This window comes from Stenotrophomonas sp. BIGb0135, from assembly GCF_024810105.1.
Lineage (GTDB): Bacteria > Pseudomonadota > Gammaproteobacteria > Xanthomonadales > Xanthomonadaceae > Stenotrophomonas > Stenotrophomonas maltophilia_AB.
This window is the reverse complement of record NZ_JANUDX010000003.1, coordinates 78172-96881: the sequence shown is the minus strand read 5'-3', so window position 1 is coordinate 96881 and position 18710 is coordinate 78172. Positions and strand designations below refer to the sequence as shown.

Sequence of the window (18710 nt, the reverse complement as noted above, 5' to 3'; positions counted from 1 at the left end):
CATGGCACATCATCACGCACCCAGTGGTCCGGTCGGTCCCGCACCGTTGCCGCACCAGGTGGTCTACACCACCCTGCATTACGACACCCCGTGGTCGTATGAGAGCTACCTCAAGACCGGCGGTTACGCCGCGCTGCGCAAGATCCTCGAAGAGAAGATCTCGCCGGAGCAGGTCATCGAGATGGTCAAGCAGTCCAACCTGCGCGGCCGTGGCGGCGCGGGCTTCCCGACCGGCCTGAAGTGGTCCTTCATGCCCAAGGGCACGATGCAGAAGTACATCCTCTGCAACTCGGATGAATCCGAGCCGGGCACCTGCAAGGACCGCGACATCCTGCGCTACAACCCGCATTCGGTCGTGGAAGGCATGGCGATCGCCTGCTACGCCACCGGCTCGACCGTGGGCTACAACTACCTGCGCGGTGAGTTCCACCACGAGCCCTTCGAGAACTTCGAGCAGGCCCTGGCCGACGCGTACGCGAACGGCTGGCTGGGCAAGGATATCCTCGGCAGCGGCGTGGACATCGACATCTACGGTGCGCTCGGCGCCGGCGCCTACATCTGCGGCGAAGAAACCGCGCTGATGGAGTCGCTGGAAGGCAAGAAGGGCCAGCCGCGCTACAAGCCGCCGTTCCCGGCCAACTTCGGCCTGTACGGCAAGCCGTCGACGATCAACAACACCGAGACCTATGCCTCGGTGCCGGCAATCATCCGCAACGGTCCGGAGTGGTTCCAGGGCCTGAGCCTGACCAAGAACGGCGGTCCGAAGATCTTCTCGGTCTCCGGTTGCGTGCAGAAGGGCGGCAACTTCGAAGTGCCGCTCGGCACCACCTTCGACGACCTGCTGGAAATGGCCGGTGGCCTGAAGCCGGGCCGCACCCTCAAGGGCGCGGTCCCGGGCGGCGTCTCGATGCCGGTGCTGAAGGCCGACGAGCTCAAGGGCCTGCAGATGGACTACGACACCCTGCGTGCCCTCGGCACCGGGTTGGGGTCGGGTGCGATCGTGGTGCTGGACGACAGCGTCTGCTGCGTCAAGTTCGCCTGCCGCATCAGCCAGTTCTTCCACAAGGAATCCTGTGGCCAGTGCACCCCGTGCCGCGAAGGCACCGGCTGGATGCACCGCGTGCTCGAGCGCATCGTCGCCGGCAAGGCCACGATGGAAGACCTGCACCAGTTGAAGGCAGTGGCCGGCCAGATCGAAGGCCACACCATCTGCGCGTTCGGTGAAGCGGCGGCATGGCCCATCCAGGGCTTCCTGCGCCAGTTCTGGGACGAATTCGAGTATTACATCGTCAACGGTCATTCGATGGTTGACGGCAAGAAGGTGGAGGCAGCCGCTGCATGAGCGCGCAACCCGTAAATCCGAGCGTGCCACCGGACCACGTGACCGTCGAGATCGACGGCCAGTCGCTGGTCGTGCCCAAGGGCTCGATGATCATCCAGGCCGCCGACAAGGCCGGCATCCCGATCCCGCGCTTCTGCTACCACGAGAAGCTGCCGATCGCGGCCAATTGCCGCATGTGCCTGGTCGACGTGGAAAAGTCGCCCAAGCCGGCGCCGGCCTGCGCCACGCCGGTGATGGATGGCATGAAGGTCGCCACCCGCAGTGAAAAGGCGCTCAAGTTCCAGCGCTCGGTGATGGAATTCCTGCTGATCAACCACCCGCTGGATTGCCCGATCTGCGACCAGGGCGGCGAGTGCGAACTGCAGGACGTTTCGCTGGGCTATGGCCGTTCGGTCAGCCGCTTCAACGAGCGCAAGCGCGTGGTGCCCGACGAGGACATCGGTCCGCTGGTCGCCACCGAGATGACCCGCTGCATCCAGTGCACCCGCTGCGTCCGCTTCACCGCCGACGTTGCCGGTACCTACGAGCTGGGTGGCATGTACCGCGGTGAAAACCTGCAGATCGGCACCTACGACGGCAAGCCGCTGACCACCGAACTGTCCGGCAACGTCGTCGACGTGTGCCCGGTCGGTGCGCTGACCAACAAGGTCTTCCAGTTCCGCGCCCGTCCGTGGGAACTGACCGCGCGCGAATCGCTGGGCTACCACGACGCGATGGGCTCGAACCTGTTCCTGCACGTGCGTCGCGGCGAAGTGCTGCGCGCGGTGCCGCGCGACAACGAGTCGGTCAACGAATGCTGGCTGTCCGATCGCGACCGCTACTCGCACCAGGGCCTGTACAGCGAAGACCGTGCGGTCAAGCCGCTGCGCAAGGTCAACGGCGAGTGGAAGGAAGTGAGCTGGGCCGAAGGCCTGGCTGCGGCCACCGAGATCCTCAAGGCCAACCAGGGCGACCACCTCGGCGTGCTGGTGCATCCGTCCACCTCCAACGAGGAAGGCGCGCTGCTGGCCCGCCTGGCCACCGGCCTGGGCTCGAGCAACATCGACCACCGCATCAACAACCGCGACTTCTCCGACGCCGCCACCGCCGAGGCCTTTGGCCTGCCGCTGGCCGACATCGAAGGCGCCGACAGCATCGTGGTGCTGGGCAGCAACATCCGCCATGAGCTGCCGCTGCTGCACGCCCGCCTGCGCAAGGCGCAGACCACGCGCAACGCGAAGATCCACGCGGTCAACCCGGTGGACTTCGATTTCGCGTTCAAGCTGGCCAGCAAGCAGATCGTCGCCCCGTCGGCCTTCATCGACGCGCTCGGCAACGCCGACCTGCGCGATGCGGTCAAGGGCGCCAACAACGCCGTGCTGATCGTCGGTGCGATCGCCGAAAACCACCCGCAGGCCGCCGCGATCCGCGCCGCCGCGCGTGATTTCGCCGCCGCCACCGGCGCCAAGCTGTGCCGCATCCCGCAGGGCGCCAACGCGATCGGCCTGTCCCGTGCCGGCGTGCTGCCGGCCGGCAAGGACGTCAACGCCATGCTGGCCCAGCCGCGCAAGGCCTATGCCATCTACGGCATCGAGCCGGGCCTGGACTTCGCCGACGCCGCCGCTGCCCGCAAGGCACTGGCCGGTGCCCAGGTGGTGGCCTTCAGCCAGTTCGCCTGCGCCTCCACCCGCGACGTGGCCGACGTGATCCTGCCGATCGGCGCGCTGCCGGAAGTGGATGCCACCCTGACCAACCTCGATGGTCGCGAGCAGTCGGCCCGCGCCGGCGGCAAGCTGCCGGGCGAGGCGCGTGAAGGCTGGCGCGTGCTGCGCGCACTGGGCGGCGAACTGGCCCTGGCCGGTTTCGAGTTCACCGACCTGGCCGGCCTGCGTGCCAGCCTGGCCCCGGTCAGCGTCAGCGTTGCGGCGTCGGCGGCAACGCCGGTGGCGGGCGAGGGCCTGGAAGTGGCCTCGACGGCCGCGATCTACCGCACCGATGCGGTGGTCCGTCGCGCCCAGGCGCTGCAGTCGCATCCGCTCAACAACGCCCCGCGCATCGTGCTCAATGCCGCCGATGCCGCCCGCCTGCAGTTGGCGGAAGGGCAGATGGCCAAGGTCGGCACCGATGCCGGCCGCGCCACGCTGCCGGTGGTGGTCGACGCCCGCGTCGCCGCGGGTGCGGTCTGGATTGAATCGGGCCACGGTGCAACCGCGCCGCTGGGTGCCGCACGCGTAACGGTGGTGGCTGCATGAACGAAATGCTGTTGAACGCGGTCGACCCGCTGCACCAGTGGCTGCTGTCGCTGGGCGAGATCGGCGCGCTGCTCTGGATCATCCTGAAGATCCTGGTGATCGCCATGCCGGTGATCATCTCGGTGGCCTTCTTCGTGGTCTGGGAGCGCAAGCTGATCGGCTGGATGCACGTCCGCCACGGCCCGATGTACGTGGGCATGGGCATCTTCCAGGCCTTCGCCGACGTCTTCAAGCTGCTGTTCAAGGAAATCATCCAGCCGGCCAGCTCGCACAAGGCGATGTTCATCCTTGCGCCGTTGATCACGCTGGCCCCGGCCTTCGCGGCCTGGTCGGTGATTCCCTTCGACGCCAGAATCGTGCTGTCCAACGCCAACGCCGGCCTGCTGTACCTGCTGGCGATGACCTCGCTGGGCGTGTACGGCATCATCCTGGCCGGTTGGGCCTCCAACTCCAAGTACGCGTTCCTGGGTGCGATGCGCGCCTCGGCGCAGATGATCAGCTACGAAATCGCCATGGGCTTCGCCCTGGTCGGCGTGATGATCGCCTCGGGCAGCTTGAACCTGAGCAGCATCGTGATGGCGCAGGCCGGCAGCTCCGGTTTCTTCGACTGGTTCCTGCTGCCGCTGTTCCCGCTGTTCATCGTGTACTGGGTGTCCGGCGTGGCCGAAACCAACCGCGCGCCGTTCGACGTGGTGGAAGGCGAATCGGAAATTGTCGCCGGCCACATGGTCGAGTACTCCGGTGGTGCGTTCGCGCTGTTCTTCCTGGCCGAATACGCCAACATGATCCTGATCAGCTTCCTGATCTCGATCTTCTTCCTCGGCGGCTGGCTGAGCCCGATCCAGGGCTGGGTCACCGCGGACATCTCCCCGTGGATCGACTGGATCTGGAAGGGCGGTTGGCCGTGGCTGCTGCTGAAGGTGTTCTTCTTCGCCAGCGCCTACATCTGGTTCCGTGCCAGCTTCCCGCGCTTCCGTTACGACCAGATCATGCGTCTGGGCTGGAAGGTCTTCATCCCGCTCACCATCGCGTGGATTGCAGTGACGGCGTTGATGGTGTTCTACGGCGTGATCCAGAAGGGCGTCTAAGTGATGAACAGAATTACCCATTACTTCAAAAGCCTGCTGCTGCTTGAGCTGCTCGGCGGTCTGTGGCTGACCCTGAAGTACGCCTTCAAGCCCAAGTACACGCTGATGTACCCGATGGAAAAGTTCCCGCAGTCGCCGCGTTTCCGTGGCCTGCATGCGCTGCGCCGCTACCCCAACGGGGAAGAGCGCTGCATCGCCTGCAAGCTGTGCGAAGCGGTGTGCCCGGCACTGGCCATCACCATCGATTCGGCCAAGCGCGAGGACGGCAGCCGTCGTACCACCCGTTACGACATCGATCTGTTCAAGTGCATCTTCTGCGGCTTCTGCGAAGAAAGCTGCCCGGTGGACTCGATCGTCGAGACCCACATTCTCGAGTACCACTTCGAGAACCGTGGCGAGAACATCGTTACCAAGCCGCAGCTGCTGGCCATCGGTGATCGGCTTGAAGCCGAGATCGCCGAGCGTCGCGCCGCCGATGCCGCTTTCCGCTGAGGTCGAATGATGGATTGGGTAAATATCAGTTTCTGGGTCTTCTCCATCGTGGCGGGCATCTCCGCCGCGGCGGTGATCAGCGTGCGCAATCCGGTCTATGCCGTGTTGTGCCTGATCCTGACCTTCTTCTCCGTGGCCTGCATCTGGATCCTGGTCGGCGCCGAGTTCCTCGGCGTGGCGCTGGTGCTGGTGTATGTCGGCGCGGTCATGGTGCTGTTCCTGTTCGTGGTGATGATGCTGGACATCGACGCCAGCAACCTGCGCGAGGGCTGGGTCCGCTACCTGCCGATCGGCCTGCTGGTCGCCATCACCATGCTGGTGCAGATGCTGGTGCTGATCGGGGTGAAGGGCAGGGCGGTCAATCCGTTCCCGGCCGACAATGCCGCCGCGCTCGCCGCTGACAGCTCCAACATCACCTGGCTGGCGCGCAGCCTGTTCACCGAGTACCTGCTGCCGTTCGAGTTCGCCGCCGTCATCCTGACCGTGGCCGTCGTCGCCGCGGTGATGCTGACCCTGCGCCGCCGTACCGGCCTGAAGACGCAGAACCCGACCGAGCAGACCATGGTCAAGGGCAGCGATCGCCTGCGCGTGGTCAAGATGGACGCCGAAAAGCCGGTGATCCACACCAACACCCGGCCGTCCAGCGACGAGGAGGCAACGCCATGATCACCCTCGGCCATATCCTGGCGCTGGGCGCGCTGCTGTTCTGCATCAGCCTCGCCGGCATCTTCCTCAACCGCAAGAACATCATCGTGCTGCTGATGTCGGTCGAGTTGATGCTGCTGTCGGTCAACATCAATTTCGTCGGGTTCTCGCGTGAACTGGGTGATACGGCCGGACAGCTGTTCGTCTTCTTCATCCTGACCGTGGCCGCGGCCGAGGCCGCCATCGGCCTCGCGATCCTGGTAACCCTGTTCCGTAACCGCCGCACCATCAATGTCGGCGAAGTCGATTCGCTGAAGGGCTGATCCGTAGATGGAAATCACTCTCTCCAAGAGTCTGTTGATCGCAGTGGTGCTCGCACCGCTGATCGGCAGCATCATCGCCGGCCTGTTCGGTCGGCAGGTCGGTCGCATCGGCGCACAGACGGTCACCATCCTGGGCGTCGCCGCCAGCTGCATCATGTCCAGCTACGTGCTGTACATGCTGTTGTGGGGCGGGGCACAGCCGTACAACGCGAACGTCTACACGTTCTTCGAGGTGGGCCAGTATTCGGCGCACGTCGGTTTCATGGTCGACAAGCTCACCGCGATGATGATGGTCGTGGTCACCTTCGTGTCGTTCCTGGTGCACGTGTACACCATCGGCTACATGCAGGATGACCCGGGCTACCAGCGGTTCTTCAGCTACATCTCGCTGTTCACCTTCTCCATGCTCACCCTGGTGATGAGCAACAACTTCCTGCAGCTGTTCTTCGGCTGGGAAGCGGTGGGCCTGGTGTCGTACCTGCTGATCGGTTTCTGGTTCAAGCGCCCGACCGCGATCTTCGCCAACATGAAGGCGTTCCTGGTCAACCGCGTCGGCGACTTCGGCTTCATCCTGGGTATCGCCGGCGTGCTGTGGGTGTTCGGCTCGCTGGACTACGCCACCGTGTTCGCCAACGCGTCGGACATGCTGGTCAACGGCCAGAACTCGCATCTGCAGGTCTGGTCCGGCGCGATCAGCCTGTTCGGCAGCTCGATCCAGATGACCGATGCACCGGTCATCTGGTCGGTGGCCACCATCATCTGCATCTGCCTGTTCATCGGCGCGATGGGCAAGTCGGCCCAGGTGCCGCTGCACGTCTGGCTGCCGGACTCGATGGAAGGCCCGACCCCGATCTCGGCACTGATCCACGCGGCGACCATGGTCACTGCGGGCATCTTCATGGTCACCCGCATGTCGCCGCTGTTCGAGCTGTCGCAGACCGCGCTGAACTTCGTGCTGTTCATCGGTGCCACCACCGCGTTCTTCACCGGCCTGATCGGCATCGTGCAGAACGACATCAAGCGCGTCGTCGCGTACTCCACGCTGTCCCAGCTGGGCTACATGACCGTGGCGCTGGGTGTGTCGGCGTACTCCGCCGCCGTGTTCCACCTGATGACCCACGCCTTCTTCAAGGCGCTGCTGTTCCTGGGTGCCGGCTCGGTCATCATCGCGATGCACCACGAGCAGGACATGCGCAAGATGGGCGGCCTGCGCAAGTACATGCCGATCACCTTCATCACCATGTGGATCGGTACGCTGGCCCTGGTGGGGACGCCGTTCTTCTCCGGCTTCTATTCCAAGGACACCATCATCGAGGCGGCGCAGCACCACGCGCACGTGTCCGACAGCTGGGTCGCTACGTATGGCTACTGGGCGGTGCTGGGTGGCGTGATCGTGACCAGCTTCTACAGCTTCCGCCTGCTGTTCCTGACCTTCCATGGCAAGGAACGCTTCCGCGATGCGCATGACGACCATGGCCACGGCCATGACGACCACCATGCCGCCGACGCCCACCACGGTGACGCGCACCATGACGACCACGGCCATGGCCACGGTCCGCATGAGCCGCACGAGACTCCGTGGGTGGTCACCCTGCCGCTGATCCTGCTGGCGATCCCCTCGATCGTGATCGGTTTCTTCAGCATCGGTCCGATGCTGTACGGCACGGACTGGGCGGGGCACCATGCCGAGCATGCGATCCCGGGCCAGGTGCACTCGTTCTTCACCGGCATCGTCGATTTCTACGACCCGGCGCGCAACACCATTGGTGCGCTGGCCGAAGAGTTCCACGGCCCGGTCGCGTTCGCGCTGCACGGGATGATGGCCCCGGCCTTCTTCCTCACCGTGGCAGGCTTCCTGCTGGCCGTGCTGTTCTACCTGTGGAAGCCGGAACTGGCAGGCAAGGCCCGCAAGACCTTCGCGCCGCTGGTGTCGGTGCTGGAGAACAAGTACGGCTTCGACAAGCTCTGGATCGGCGGTTTCGCCGGTGGCGGCATCAAGCTGGGCAAGGTTTCGCGCGCGATCGACACGAACGTGGTCGATGGTGTGGTGGTCAACGGTTCGGCTCGCCTGATCGATCTGGCGGCCAACCTGCTGCGTCGCACCCAATCCGGTTTCCTCTATCACTACGCCTTCGCGATGATCATCGGCCTGATTGCCCTCCTGGGCGTCCTGATGCATTACCTGCGTTGATGACCTGTACGGAATAAGAAGACGTGTCGAACTGGCCTCTACTCAGTGTTCTCATCTGGCTGCCGATCCTCGGCGGTGCCTTGATCCTTGCCATCCGTGACGCCCAAACCGCCCGCTGGGCGTCACTGGGCGTAGCGGTGCTGACCTTCGTGGCCAGCCTGTCGCTGCTCAGCGGCTACGACGTGGGGAACGACGCGCTGCAGTTCGTCGAGACCCGCGCCTGGATCCCCGCCTACGACATCGGCTACAACCTGGGCGTGGATGGCATCGCGATCGCGCTGATCCTGCTGACCACGCTGGTCTCGGTGCTGGCCCTGATCGGTGCCTGGAGCGCGATCGACAAGCGCGTCAACCAGTACGTGGCCGCCTTCCTGATTCTGGAAGGCGTCACGGTCGGCATCTTCGCCGCGACGGACGCGATGCTGTTCTACGTGTTCTTCGAAGCGATGCTGATCCCGATGTTCCTGATCATCGGTGTCTGGGGCGGCCCGCGCCGCATCTACGCCGCGCTGAAGTTCTTCCTGTACACCTTCCTCGGCTCGGTGCTGATGCTGGTGGCCCTGATCTACCTGTACCTGAAGGGCGGCAGCTTCCAGCTGGCCGACCTGTACCAGCTGCAGCTGTCGGGCAAGGAACAGACCTGGATCTTCTTCGCGTTCCTGATCGCGTTCGCGGTCAAGGTGCCGATGTTCCCGGTCCACACCTGGCTGCCCGACGCGCACGTGGAAGCACCGACGGCCGGTTCGGTGATCCTGGCCGCGATCGCGCTGAAGATCGGTGGTTACGGTTTCCTGCGCTTCAACCTGCCGATCGTCCCGGACGCATCGCAGGAATGGGCCTGGCTGGTGATCACGCTGTCGCTGATCGCAGTGATCTACGTCGGCTTGGTCGCGCTGGTCCAGGACGACATGAAGAAGCTGATCGCCTATTCGTCGATCGCGCACATGGGCTTCGTGACCCTGGGCACCTTCATCGCCATGTGGCTGGTGCGTGACGCCGGCAGCCCGGACGCGGCCCGCCTGGGCCTGCAGGGTGCCATGGTGCAGATGGTCTCGCACGGTTTCGTCTCCGGTGCCATGTTCTCCTGCGTGGGCGTGCTGTACGACCGCATGCACAGCCGCCGCATCGCCGATTACGGCGGCGTGGTCAATGTGATGCCGTGGTTCGCCACCTTTGCCATGCTGTTCTTCATGGCCAATGCCGGCCTGCCGGGCACCAGCGGTTTCGTCGGTGAGTTCATGATCATCATGGCCAGCTTCCAGCGTCATCCGGCGCTCGCGCTGGGCGCGGCGAGCACCCTGGTGATCACGGCGGCCTATACGTTGTGGCTGTACAAGCGCGTGTTCTTCGGTGAGGTGGCCAATGCCCATGTCGCCGAGCTGAAGGACATCAACGGTCGCGAATGGCTGGTGCTGGGTGTATTTGCTGTGGGCACCCTTGCCCTGGGCCTGTACCCCAAGCCGCTGACCGACCTGATGGAGCCCTCGATCGCGAAGCTGGCGATGCAGATCGCATCCAGCAAGCTGCTGTAATCGGGCCGTCGAGAGTATTGATTCCAGGATTTGATGATGACCACCTCGCCGCTGTTGCCACTGACCGCCGCCGACCTGCCGCCGCTCGCACCCGAGCTGGTGCTGATCGGCAGCGCGTTCGCCCTGTTGATCCTCGATCTGTTCATCAGTGAGAAGAACAAGATCTGGACCCATCTGCTCTCGGTCGCCGCACTGGCCGGGGTGCTGTTCATGCTCGCCACGGGAGTGGGCGGGCAGGGCGATGTGTTCCACGGCATGTTCGTCCGCGATACCGCGGCGGATGTGATGAAGACCGTGATCGTGCTGTGCAGCGGCCTGACCCTGGTCTATGGCTGGAGCTACCTGCGTGAGCGCAAGCTGTACCAGGGCGAGATCCCGGTGCTGATCCTGTTCGGCACCGCCGGCATGATGATCCTGGTCTCGGCCGGCAGCCTGCTGATGGTGTACCTGGGCCTGGAACTGCTGGCGCTGTGCTCCTACGCGCTGGTGGCCAGCAACCGTGAGAACGGCCTGGCGTCCGAGGCGGCGATGAAGTACATCGTGCTGGGCTCGCTGGCCTCGGGCCTGCTGCTGTACGGCATGTCGCTGATCTACGGCGCCACCGGTTCGCTGCACCTGGACGTGATCCATGCGGCGATCCCGCATTCGGAAGAGAAGGTGCTGCTGCTGACCGGCGCGGTGTTCATGATTGCCGGCGTGGCCTTCAAGCTTGGCGCGGCGCCGTTCCACATGTGGCTGCCGGACGTGTACCAGGGTGCCCCGGCACCGATAGCATTGTTCATCAGCTCGGCGCCGAAGCTGGCCGCGTTCGGCATGGCCTACCGCCTGCTGGAAGTGGGCGTGGGCCCGCTGTCGGACGAGTGGAAGTATCTGATCGGCGGGCTGGCGGCCTTGTCGCTGGTGGTCGGCAACCTGATGGCGATCGCGCAGACCAACCTGAAGCGCATGCTGGCCTACTCGACGGTGTCGCACATCGGCTTCCTGCTGCTGGGCATCGCCGGCGGCGGCGAGCAAGGCTATGCGGCGGCGCTGTTCTACGCGCTGAGCTACGCGATCATGTCGACGGCCGGCTTCGGCGCGATCATCGCGCTGTCGCGCAACGGCTTTGAGGCGGAGAACATCGACGACCTCAAGGGCTTGAACGCTCGCAATCCGTGGATGGCTGGCCTGGTGCTGTGCATCATGGCGTCGATGGCCGGTATTCCGCCGTTCCTGGGCTTCTGGACCAAGCTGGCAGTGCTGGGCGCGGTGATCAACGGCGGCATGCTGTGGTTGGCGATCCTGGGCGTGCTGTGCGCGGTGGTAGGCTGCTTCTACTACCTGCGCGTGATCAAGGTGATGTACTTCGACGAGCCGGTGGGCGAGCCGCTGCCGGCCAACAACGATAGGGTGCTGGGCGTGGTGCTGGGCGTGAATGCCTTGGCGCTGCTGGCCCTGGGCCTGTCGTGGAACCCGATCATGGTGTGGTGCCAGCAGGCATTTGCACATATTTCATAAAAAACGATACAAACGTGCGCAACTCGTGTAATATTCATCTCCTGAGTTGTTGATGCAGCGGTTTCGCCAGAACATCGTTGCTTGGAAGTCCTTTGGGTCTTCCGCACTCATCCGCTTCTGCTGCGGGGTGGAGCAGTCTGGCAGCTCGTCGGGCTCATAACCCGAAGGTCGCAGGTTCAAATCCTGCCCCCGCTACCATATAGCTCCGGTGCAAGCCGGAGGCAGTGGACGAATCAAGCGATCCCGGCGACGGGGTCGCTTTTTTCGTTGTCTGCCCAGTGCAGGTGCAGGTGCAGGTGCAGGTGCAGGTGCAGGTGCAGGTGCAGGTGCAGGTGCAGGTGCAGGTGCAGGTGCAGGTGCAGGTGCAGGTGCAGGTGCCCACGCCCATGCCGCTGCCGACGCCGCTGCCGACGCCGCTGCAGATGCCGGTGCCGATGCCGATGCCGATGCCGATGCCGATGCCGGTGCCGGTGCCGATGCCGATGCCGATGCCGATGCCGATGCCGATGCCGATGCCGATGCCGATGCCGACGCCGACGCGGTCGAGGGCTGGGTAGAGCCGATCCATGATCGGCTGGCTTTTGCTTTGGCCTTGCCTCTGGCTTCGGATCCGCTCATACGGATCAATTCGGTCATGTTTCAACAGGGGGTTGCGCGGGGGTGAAAACCCCCTTACAATTCCGCTTCTGCTGCGGGGTGGAGCAGTCTGGCAGCTCGTCGGGCTCATAACCCGAAGGTCGCAGGTTCAAATCCTGCCCCCGCTACCACAGAAAATCTGCAGTGCAGATGCAGTAGACGAAAAGGCGATCTCGGCGACGAGGTCGCTTTTTTCGTTGTGGGGGTTTGGTTTTTCATTGCGCAGAGCGCAGAGCGCAGAGCGCAGAGCGCAGAGCGCAGAGCGCAAAGCGCAAAGCGCAAAGCGCAAAGCGAAGGCAGGAACCTGTTCGCGTGCATGTGGGAGGGCGCTGGCATGGGCGGGACTGCGGGGCACGCCGCAAGTACGTCCATGTAGGCTCGTTTTGCGCCATCCATGGCGCAAAATCGGCCCCGCAGTCCCACCCATGCCAGCACCTGCGTGGATGGTCGGTGGCCTGGGGATGCGGGCTGCATCTGATCACGTTCCTGGGGCAGTCATTGCTTGGCGGTGGGTGGCTGGCTGTGGGGGATTGGTGGATTGGGTGGATTGGTGGATTGGGTGGATTGGTGGATGGTTGGTTGGATGATTGATTGATTGATTGGTTGATTGGTTGATTGGTTGATTGATTGGTTGGTAGGTGGGGTGGGGCGGGGCTGGTGTGCTGTCAGCCACCGCCCACGGCTGTTGACCTCAACGACTGACCGTTGATCTGTCCAGGTGGCGGGAGGGGTGGGAGGGCGGGACCGTTTTGCGCCATGGATGGCGCAAATCGAGCCCCCATGGATGGGTTCACGGCGTGTCCCGCCCTCCCGCCCCTCCCGTCACCCGCGACCAGACCAGCCAAAGAGGCGCTCCCGCTCCGCGTCGGTGCTGGCTCTGGCTCTGGCTGCGGCTCCTGCTCCGCTCGGGCCCCGCTTCCGCCACCCACCCCGCCTGTTCAGCTTTCGCGACAACCCACCCCAACCATTGCACCAGCGCGGTGCAACGGCTATCATCAGCGGCTTAGCGGACTGTCCATGCGTATCCTGTCAATGGATGTGAATGGGCCCGCAACCGGCTTCCAGGAACGGCAACCTGTACCCAGGCCGCCGTGACCCCCTCGGAAGACTGGGCTCGCAGGAACGCACGCCGCGTGTGTTCCCGCTACCGGAATCCAGCATGACCGGAGTTGTACCGGACAAGGGGCCCAGCGGGCCCTTTGTTGTTTCCGGGGCATGTCCAGTAGAGCCCGGCCAGCGCGACTGGCCAACCCGTATCTCTTTCAACGAACAAGGCAGACTGTGAGCGACAAGGCAACCGAAATCGCGAATCTGCTCGCCCCCACCGTTCAGTCGCTGGGTCTCGAGCTGCTGGGCGTGGAGTACCTGACTGCCCCAGGGGGTGCGACGCTGCGCCTTTACATCGACGTGCCGCTGGCCGAACAGCCCGAGCGTATCGTCAATATCGACGACTGCGAACGCGTCAGCCGCGAAGTGTCCGCACAGCTGGACGTCGAAGACCCGATCAGCGCCAATTACACGCTGGAAGTTTCTTCCCCCGGCGTAGATCGGCCGCTGTTCACCGCCGAACAGTTCGAGCGCGCCATCGGCGAATCCGCCAAGGTCACGCTGAAGCTGCCGCAGGATGGTCGCCGTCGTCTGCAGGGCGAGATCCTCGCGGTCGATATCGAACAGGGCAACGTCACCTTCAAGGTCGACAACTCTCCGTTCACCGCCGATGTCGAGAATATCGACAAGGCACGCATCATGCCGGACTGGGCCGCCCTCGGCCTGGCTCCGACCAAACCGACTGGCCCGGCACCCAAGCAGGGTGGCAAGGCGAACAAGAAACCATCCAACGAGCCGGCGGCCAAGAAGCCGCGCGCGGAGTGAGCCAATGAGCAAGGAACTTTTGCTGGTAGTGGATGCGGTCGCCAATGAAAAGGGCGTTCCGCGTGAAGTGATCTTCGAGGCCATCGAGGCAGCACTGGCGTCGGCCGCGAAGAAGCGCTACCCCGATGAAGAAGTGCTGGCCCGTGTGTCGATCGACCACAAGGACGGCAACTACGAAACCTTCCGCCGCTGGGAAGTGGTGGCCGATGACGTGGTGATGGAATCGCCCGACCGCCAGATCCGTCTGATGGACGCCATCGACGAAGCCGAAGGCGTGGAAGTCGGCGACTACATCGAAGAACAGATCGAAAACCCGGACTTCGGCCGCATCGCCGCCCAGGCCGCCAAGCAGGTCATCGTCCAGCGCGTGCGCGAGGCCGAGCGCCAGCAGGTGGTCGATGCGTGGAAGGATCGCGTCGGCGAACTGGTCACCGGCGTGGTCAAGCGTGCCGAGCGCGGCAACATCTATGTCGACCTCGGCGGCAACGCCGAAGCCTTCATCCCGAAGGACAAGGGCATCCCGCGCGATGTCCTGCGCGCCGGCGACCGCGTCCGCGGTTACCTGGCCGAAGTCCGTTCGGAACCGCGTGGTCCGCAGCTGTTCATCAGCCGCGCCGCCCCGGAATTCATGATCGAACTGTTCAAGCTCGAAGTGCCGGAAGTCGGCCAGGGCCTGGTCGAGATCAAGGCCTGCGCACGTGATCCCGGCGACCGCGCCAAGATCGCCGTGCTGGCCCACGACGCGCGTACCGATCCGATCGGTGCCTGCATCGGCATGCGCGGTTCGCGCGTGCAGGCCGTGTCCAACGAGCTCAATGGCGAGCGCGTGGACATCGTGCTGTGGAACGAAAACCCCGCCAACTTCGTCATCAACGCCATGGCGCCTGCAGAAGTGCAGTCGATCATCGTCGACGAGGAAAAGCACTCCATGGACCTGGCCGTCGCTGAAGAGCGCCTGGCCCAGGCGATCGGCAAGGGCGGCCAGAATGTGCGCCTGGCCAGCCGTCTGACCGGGTGGCAGCTCAATGTGATGACCCAGGACCAGGTGACCGCCAAGTCCGAGGCAGAGCAGGGCGTGGCCCGCCAGCTGTTCATGGACAAGCTGGAAGTGGATGAAGAAATCGCCGCCATCCTGGTGACCGAAGGCTTCAACACCGTGGAAGAAATCGCCTACGTCCCGGTCGGCGAACTGCTGGCCGTGGAAGGCTTCGACGAAGACATCGTCGAAGAGCTGCGTGCCCGTGCCCGCGATGCGCTGCTGAACGAAGCGCTGGCGGTGGAAGAAGGTCTGGAAGACGGCTCGCCGTCGGAAGACCTGCTCGCCCTGGAAGGCATGGACGAGGCAACTGCCTACGCCCTGGCCGGTCACGGCGTGCGTACCAGTGAGGACCTGTCGGACCTGGCCGCCGACGAGATCCTCGAGTTCGGCATCGAGGACATGGACCAGGAGCGCGCCGCCGCCCTGATCCTTGCCGCCCGAGCCGAGGAGATCGCCCGCCTGGAGCGCGGCGAATGAGCCAGCGATGAACAGTGCCCTGACCCGCTCAGGGCTTAGACTCCGCGCTGCCTTCGCACGTTTCGAGGGAGCGCCAACCAGATCATAGGATCCGAATGTCGCAGCAAACCACCATCCGCAAGCTTGCCGAACTGGTCAATACGCCGGTCGATAAACTGCTCGTACAACTTGCCGAAGCCGGCATGAAGTTCAGCGGTCCCGACCAGGTCGTGACCAGTACCGAGAAGGTGAAGCTCCTGGGCTTCCTCCGTCGCTCGCACGGCAAGACCGAGCAGCCCGCCGAGAGCACCGACGAGGCCGCCAAGAAGATCACCCTCAACCGTCGCAAGTTGCAGGAAGTGACCGTCAGCGCCGGCCGCAGCAAGACCACCGTCAACGTGGAAGTGCGCCAGAAGCGTACCTACATGAAGGACGCCAGCGGCAAGCCGATGACCGCGGATGAGGAGCGCGCCGACATCCTGCGCAAGCTGGAGGAATCCCGCCAGCGCAATCTGGACGAGCAGCGCGCACTGGCCGAGAAGGACCGTGCGCGTGACGAGGAAATCGCACGCAAGCGCCAGGAAGAGGTAGACGCCAAGGAGCGTGCCGAAGCCGAGCGCAAGGCTGCCGAGGCCGCCGCCGAAGCCGCCCGCAATGCGCCGCCGGCCCCGGTCGCCGCCAAGCCGGCCGCTGCCGCAGACGCCCCGGCCCGTGCCGCGCGTCCGCCGGCGCCGTCGTCGGCCCGTCCGGCGCCGCGTTCGGATGACCGCAGCGCGAACAACAACAACAACCGTCCGGGCGCCAAGCGCGACGACGAGGGTGGCAACCGCTTCGCCGGTCAGCTGCACCTGTCGGCCGCCGATCGCGCCCGTCGCGGCAACAACAGCAACTCGCGCGGTCGTCCGACCGGGCGCGTGCAGCACGGCAGCCGCCGTGACAGCAACCAGTCGCGCAGTGGCGGTGGTGCCCATGGCTTCGAACGTCCGGTCGCACCGATCGTGCGTGACGTCACCATCGGCGACACCATCACCGTCGCCGATCTGGCCCAGAAGCTGGCCGTCAAGGGCGGCGATGTGGTCAAGGCGCTGTTCAAGATGGGCGTCATGGCGACCATCACCCAGACCATCGACCACGACACCGCCGCGCTGGTGACCGAAGAACTCGGCCACAACGTGATCCGTGCCAACACCAACGACGCCGAAGACGCGCTGCTGGCGCTGGCCGGTGGCAACCAGGGCGAGCCGGTGGCACGTCCGCCGGTGGTCACCATCATGGGCCACGTCGACCACGGCAAGACCTCGCTGCTGGATTACATCCGCCGCACCAAGGTCGCCACGGGCGAAGCCGGTGGCATCACCCAGCACATCGGTGCGTACCACGTTGAAACGCCGAAGGGCGTGATCAGCTTCCTGGATACCCCGGGCCACGCGGCGTTTACGTCCATGCGTGCCCGCGGTGCCAAGCTGACCGACATCGTGGTGCTGGTGGTGGCAGCCGATGACGGCGTCATGCCGCAGACCAAGGAAGCCATCCAGCACGCCCGTTCGGCGGGTGTGCCGCTGATCGTGGCGATCAACAAGATCGACAAGTCCGGCGCCGATCCGATGCGGGTCAAGAACGAACTGCTCACCGAGCAGGTCGTGTCCGAAGACTTCGGTGGCGACACCCAGATGGTCGAGATCTCGGCCAAGGCTGGCCTGGGCATCGACGACCTGCTGGATGCGATTTCCATCCAGGCCGAACTGCTCGAGCTGAAGGCCGTGGCCGACGGCCGCGCCAGCGGCGTGGTCATCGAATCCTCGCTGGACAAGGGCCGTGGCCCGATCGCCACCGTGCTGGTGCAGCAGGGTTCGCTGAAGAAGGGCGATTACCTGGTCTGCGGCATCCAGTACGGCCGCGTGCGCGCCCTGTTCGACGAAACCGGCAAGCAGCCCGACCAGGCTGGCCCGTCGATTCCGGTGCAGGTGCTGGGTCTGTCCGGCGTGCCGGATGCCGGCGATGACTTCGTGGTGGTGGAAGACGAGCGCCTGGCCAAGGACGTCGCGCAGCAGCGCGAAACCAAGCGCCGCGAATCGCGCCTGGTGCAGTCGGCCGGCAGCCGCATGGAAGACATCATGGCGACCCTGGGCAAGGGCGACGGCCAGCAGGTGCTGAACCTGGTGATCAAGGCCGACGTGCAGGGTTCGGTGCAGGCACTGAGCCAGGCCCTGGTCGCGCTGTCCAACGAAGACATCCGCATCAACGTGATCCACTCCGGCGTGGGCGGCATCACCGAGTCGGACGCCAATTCGGCGGTTGCCTCCAAGGCCACCGTGATCGGCTTCAACGTGCGTGCGGATGCCTCGGCCCGTCGCATCATTGAATCCAACGGCGTGGACCTGCGTTACTTCTCGATCATCTATGACGTGATCGACCAGGTGAAGCAGGTGGCGTCCGGTCTGCTCGGCGTGGAAATCCGCGAAGAGATCATCGGTATCGCGCAGGTTCGCGACGTGTTCCGCAGCTCGAAGTTCGGTGCGGTCGCTGGCTGCATGATCATCGAAGGTACGGTCAAGCGCAGCAAGCCGATCCGCGTCCTGCGCGACAGCGTGGTGGTGTTCGAAGGCGAGCTGGAATCGCTGCGTCGCTTCAAGGAGAACGTCGAGGAAGTCCGCAACGGTACCGAATGCGGTATCGGCGTGAAGGCTTACAACGACGTCAAGCCGGGCGACCAGATCGAGTGCTTCGAGCGTATCGAAGTGCCGCGCACGCTGTAATGTTCCAGGCCGGACCGCCGCGCGCGGTCCGGCTCTTTCCGCTTATCCGCATCATCTTTCAAGACGAGTCTGCCTACCGTGCCAAAGACCTTCCATCGAACCGACCGTGTTTCCGCCCAGATCCGCCGTGAACTGGGAACGCTCGTGCACAACGCGGTGCGTGAACACGGCTTGCCTTCGGTGAGCGTCTCCGACGTGGAAATCACCCGTGACATGGCCCATGCCAAGATCTTCGTCACGGCACTGATGCCCGAGCGTTCGGTGGAAGCCATGAAGGGCCTGAAGGAACTGGCCTGGGGCCTGCGCATGGAACTGGCGCGGGCGATGAAGCTGCGCCACGTGCCCGAGTTGCACTTCCACTACGATGATTCGGTGGACCGCGGCGAGCGCATCGACAACATCCTGCGCGACCTGCCCGATACGGTGGCGGCCGAGAAAAGCCGCCAGGCCGACGAGGGTGGGGACGGCGACGCGGACGAGAGCGAAAAGAACGCCGATTGATGGACCAACAGCCCGCAAGGGCTGTTGTCTTATGGGGCGATGCCCGGGTCCACAAGCGACCGCATCGCCGAACGCCGGGAACGCCGGCAGCGCCACATGGCGCCGATCG

The 18710-nt window shown here is 64.6% G+C and carries 14 protein-coding genes and 2 tRNA genes; all 16 read left to right on the top strand.

Translation table 11 applies throughout. From position 1 onward, the window contains the following. Window position 1 precedes the first annotated feature (1 nt). The 16 genes from nuoF (at window position 2) to rbfA (ending at window position 18601) form a co-directional block, all read left to right on the top strand. On the top strand, window positions 2-1342 hold the full coding sequence (gene nuoF, locus M2421_RS08250; RefSeq protein ID WP_259205581.1) for an NADH-quinone oxidoreductase subunit NuoF: 1341 nt from the start codon (window positions 2-4) through the stop codon (window positions 1340-1342). After that, window positions 1339-3573: an NADH-quinone oxidoreductase subunit NuoG gene (gene nuoG / locus M2421_RS08245; protein WP_259205580.1), complete on the top strand. Its 2235-nt coding sequence runs from the start codon at window positions 1339-1341 to the stop codon at window positions 3571-3573. The genes nuoF and nuoG overlap by 4 nt, the downstream gene beginning before the upstream one ends. Then, window positions 3570-4661 carry an NADH-quinone oxidoreductase subunit NuoH gene (gene nuoH / locus M2421_RS08240; protein ID WP_259205569.1) on the top strand — a complete coding sequence of 364 codons (1092 nt, stop codon included), beginning with the start codon at window positions 3570-3572 and terminating at the stop codon, window positions 4659-4661. The genes nuoG and nuoH overlap by 4 nt, the downstream gene beginning before the upstream one ends. A gap of 3 nt (window positions 4662-4664) precedes the next feature. Next, on the top strand, window positions 4665-5153 hold the full coding sequence (gene nuoI, locus M2421_RS08235; RefSeq protein WP_038687244.1) for an NADH-quinone oxidoreductase subunit NuoI: 489 nt from the start codon (window positions 4665-4667) through the stop codon (window positions 5151-5153). A 6-nt stretch (window positions 5154-5159) separates the two neighbouring features. Further along, window positions 5160-5819, top strand: a complete 660-nt coding sequence (locus tag M2421_RS08230) for an NADH-quinone oxidoreductase subunit J (RefSeq protein ID WP_259205557.1) — start codon at window positions 5160-5162, stop codon at window positions 5817-5819. Beyond that, a complete protein-coding gene (nuoK, locus tag M2421_RS08225; RefSeq protein WP_017355932.1) occupies window positions 5816-6121 on the top strand; it encodes an NADH-quinone oxidoreductase subunit NuoK in 306 nt (101 codons plus the stop codon). Before M2421_RS08230 ends, nuoK begins: the two co-directional genes overlap by 4 nt. A gap of 7 nt (window positions 6122-6128) precedes the next feature. Then, entirely contained in the window at window positions 6129-8312 is a 2184-nt protein-coding gene (gene nuoL / locus M2421_RS08220; protein ID WP_259205551.1) for an NADH-quinone oxidoreductase subunit L, read from the top strand. A 23-nt stretch (window positions 8313-8335) separates the two neighbouring features. Further along, complete coding sequence (locus tag M2421_RS08215; RefSeq protein WP_259205538.1) at window positions 8336-9844, top strand: NADH-quinone oxidoreductase subunit M; 1509 nt, start codon at window positions 8336-8338, stop codon at window positions 9842-9844. A gap of 36 nt (window positions 9845-9880) precedes the next feature. Next, window positions 9881-11341: an NADH-quinone oxidoreductase subunit NuoN gene (gene nuoN, locus M2421_RS08210; protein ID WP_259205511.1), complete on the top strand. Its 1461-nt coding sequence runs from the start codon at window positions 9881-9883 to the stop codon at window positions 11339-11341. A gap of 121 nt (window positions 11342-11462) precedes the next feature. Beyond that, window positions 11463-11539: transfer RNA gene (locus M2421_RS08205), tRNA-Met, on the top strand. Between the two features lie 26 nt (window positions 11540-11565). Beyond that, complete coding sequence (locus tag M2421_RS08200; protein ID WP_259205493.1) at window positions 11566-11898, top strand: hypothetical protein; 333 nt, start codon at window positions 11566-11568, stop codon at window positions 11896-11898. Between the two features lie 133 nt (window positions 11899-12031). After that, window positions 12032-12108, top strand: a tRNA-Met gene (locus tag M2421_RS08195). A gap of 1150 nt (window positions 12109-13258) precedes the next feature. Beyond that, complete coding sequence (rimP, locus tag M2421_RS08190) at window positions 13259-13849, top strand: ribosome maturation factor RimP (protein WP_259205485.1); 591 nt, start codon at window positions 13259-13261, stop codon at window positions 13847-13849. A 4-nt stretch (window positions 13850-13853) separates the two neighbouring features. Next, window positions 13854-15365 carry a transcription termination factor NusA gene (gene nusA / locus M2421_RS08185; RefSeq protein WP_259205483.1) on the top strand — a complete coding sequence of 504 codons (1512 nt, stop codon included), beginning with the start codon at window positions 13854-13856 and terminating at the stop codon, window positions 15363-15365. A gap of 95 nt (window positions 15366-15460) precedes the next feature. Beyond that, entirely contained in the window at window positions 15461-18100 is a 2640-nt protein-coding gene (infB, locus tag M2421_RS08180) for a translation initiation factor IF-2 (RefSeq protein ID WP_259205476.1), read from the top strand. Window positions 18101-18178: 78 nt separating this feature from the next. Further along, window positions 18179-18601 carry a 30S ribosome-binding factor RbfA gene (gene rbfA, locus M2421_RS08175; protein WP_259205468.1) on the top strand — a complete coding sequence of 141 codons (423 nt, stop codon included), beginning with the start codon at window positions 18179-18181 and terminating at the stop codon, window positions 18599-18601. The last annotated feature ends 109 nt before the right edge of the window (window positions 18602-18710 follow it).

Coding starts and splice junctions, on each gene's coding strand:
- nuoF (WP_259205581.1), top strand. CDS start 2: ATGGCACATCATCACGCACCCAGTGGTCCGGTCGGTCCCGCACCGTTG.
- nuoG (WP_259205580.1), top strand. CDS start 1,339: ATGAGCGCGCAACCCGTAAATCCGAGCGTGCCACCGGACCACGTGACC.
- nuoH (WP_259205569.1), top strand. CDS start 3,570: ATGAACGAAATGCTGTTGAACGCGGTCGACCCGCTGCACCAGTGGCTG.
- nuoI (WP_038687244.1), top strand. CDS start 4,665: ATGAACAGAATTACCCATTACTTCAAAAGCCTGCTGCTGCTTGAGCTG.
- M2421_RS08230 (WP_259205557.1), top strand. CDS start 5,160: ATGATGGATTGGGTAAATATCAGTTTCTGGGTCTTCTCCATCGTGGCG.
- nuoK (WP_017355932.1), top strand. CDS start 5,816: ATGATCACCCTCGGCCATATCCTGGCGCTGGGCGCGCTGCTGTTCTGC.
- nuoL (WP_259205551.1), top strand. CDS start 6,129: ATGGAAATCACTCTCTCCAAGAGTCTGTTGATCGCAGTGGTGCTCGCA.
- nuoN (WP_259205511.1), top strand. CDS start 9,881: ATGACCACCTCGCCGCTGTTGCCACTGACCGCCGCCGACCTGCCGCCG.
- nusA (WP_259205483.1), top strand. CDS start 13,854: ATGAGCAAGGAACTTTTGCTGGTAGTGGATGCGGTCGCCAATGAAAAG.
- infB (WP_259205476.1), top strand. CDS start 15,461: ATGTCGCAGCAAACCACCATCCGCAAGCTTGCCGAACTGGTCAATACG.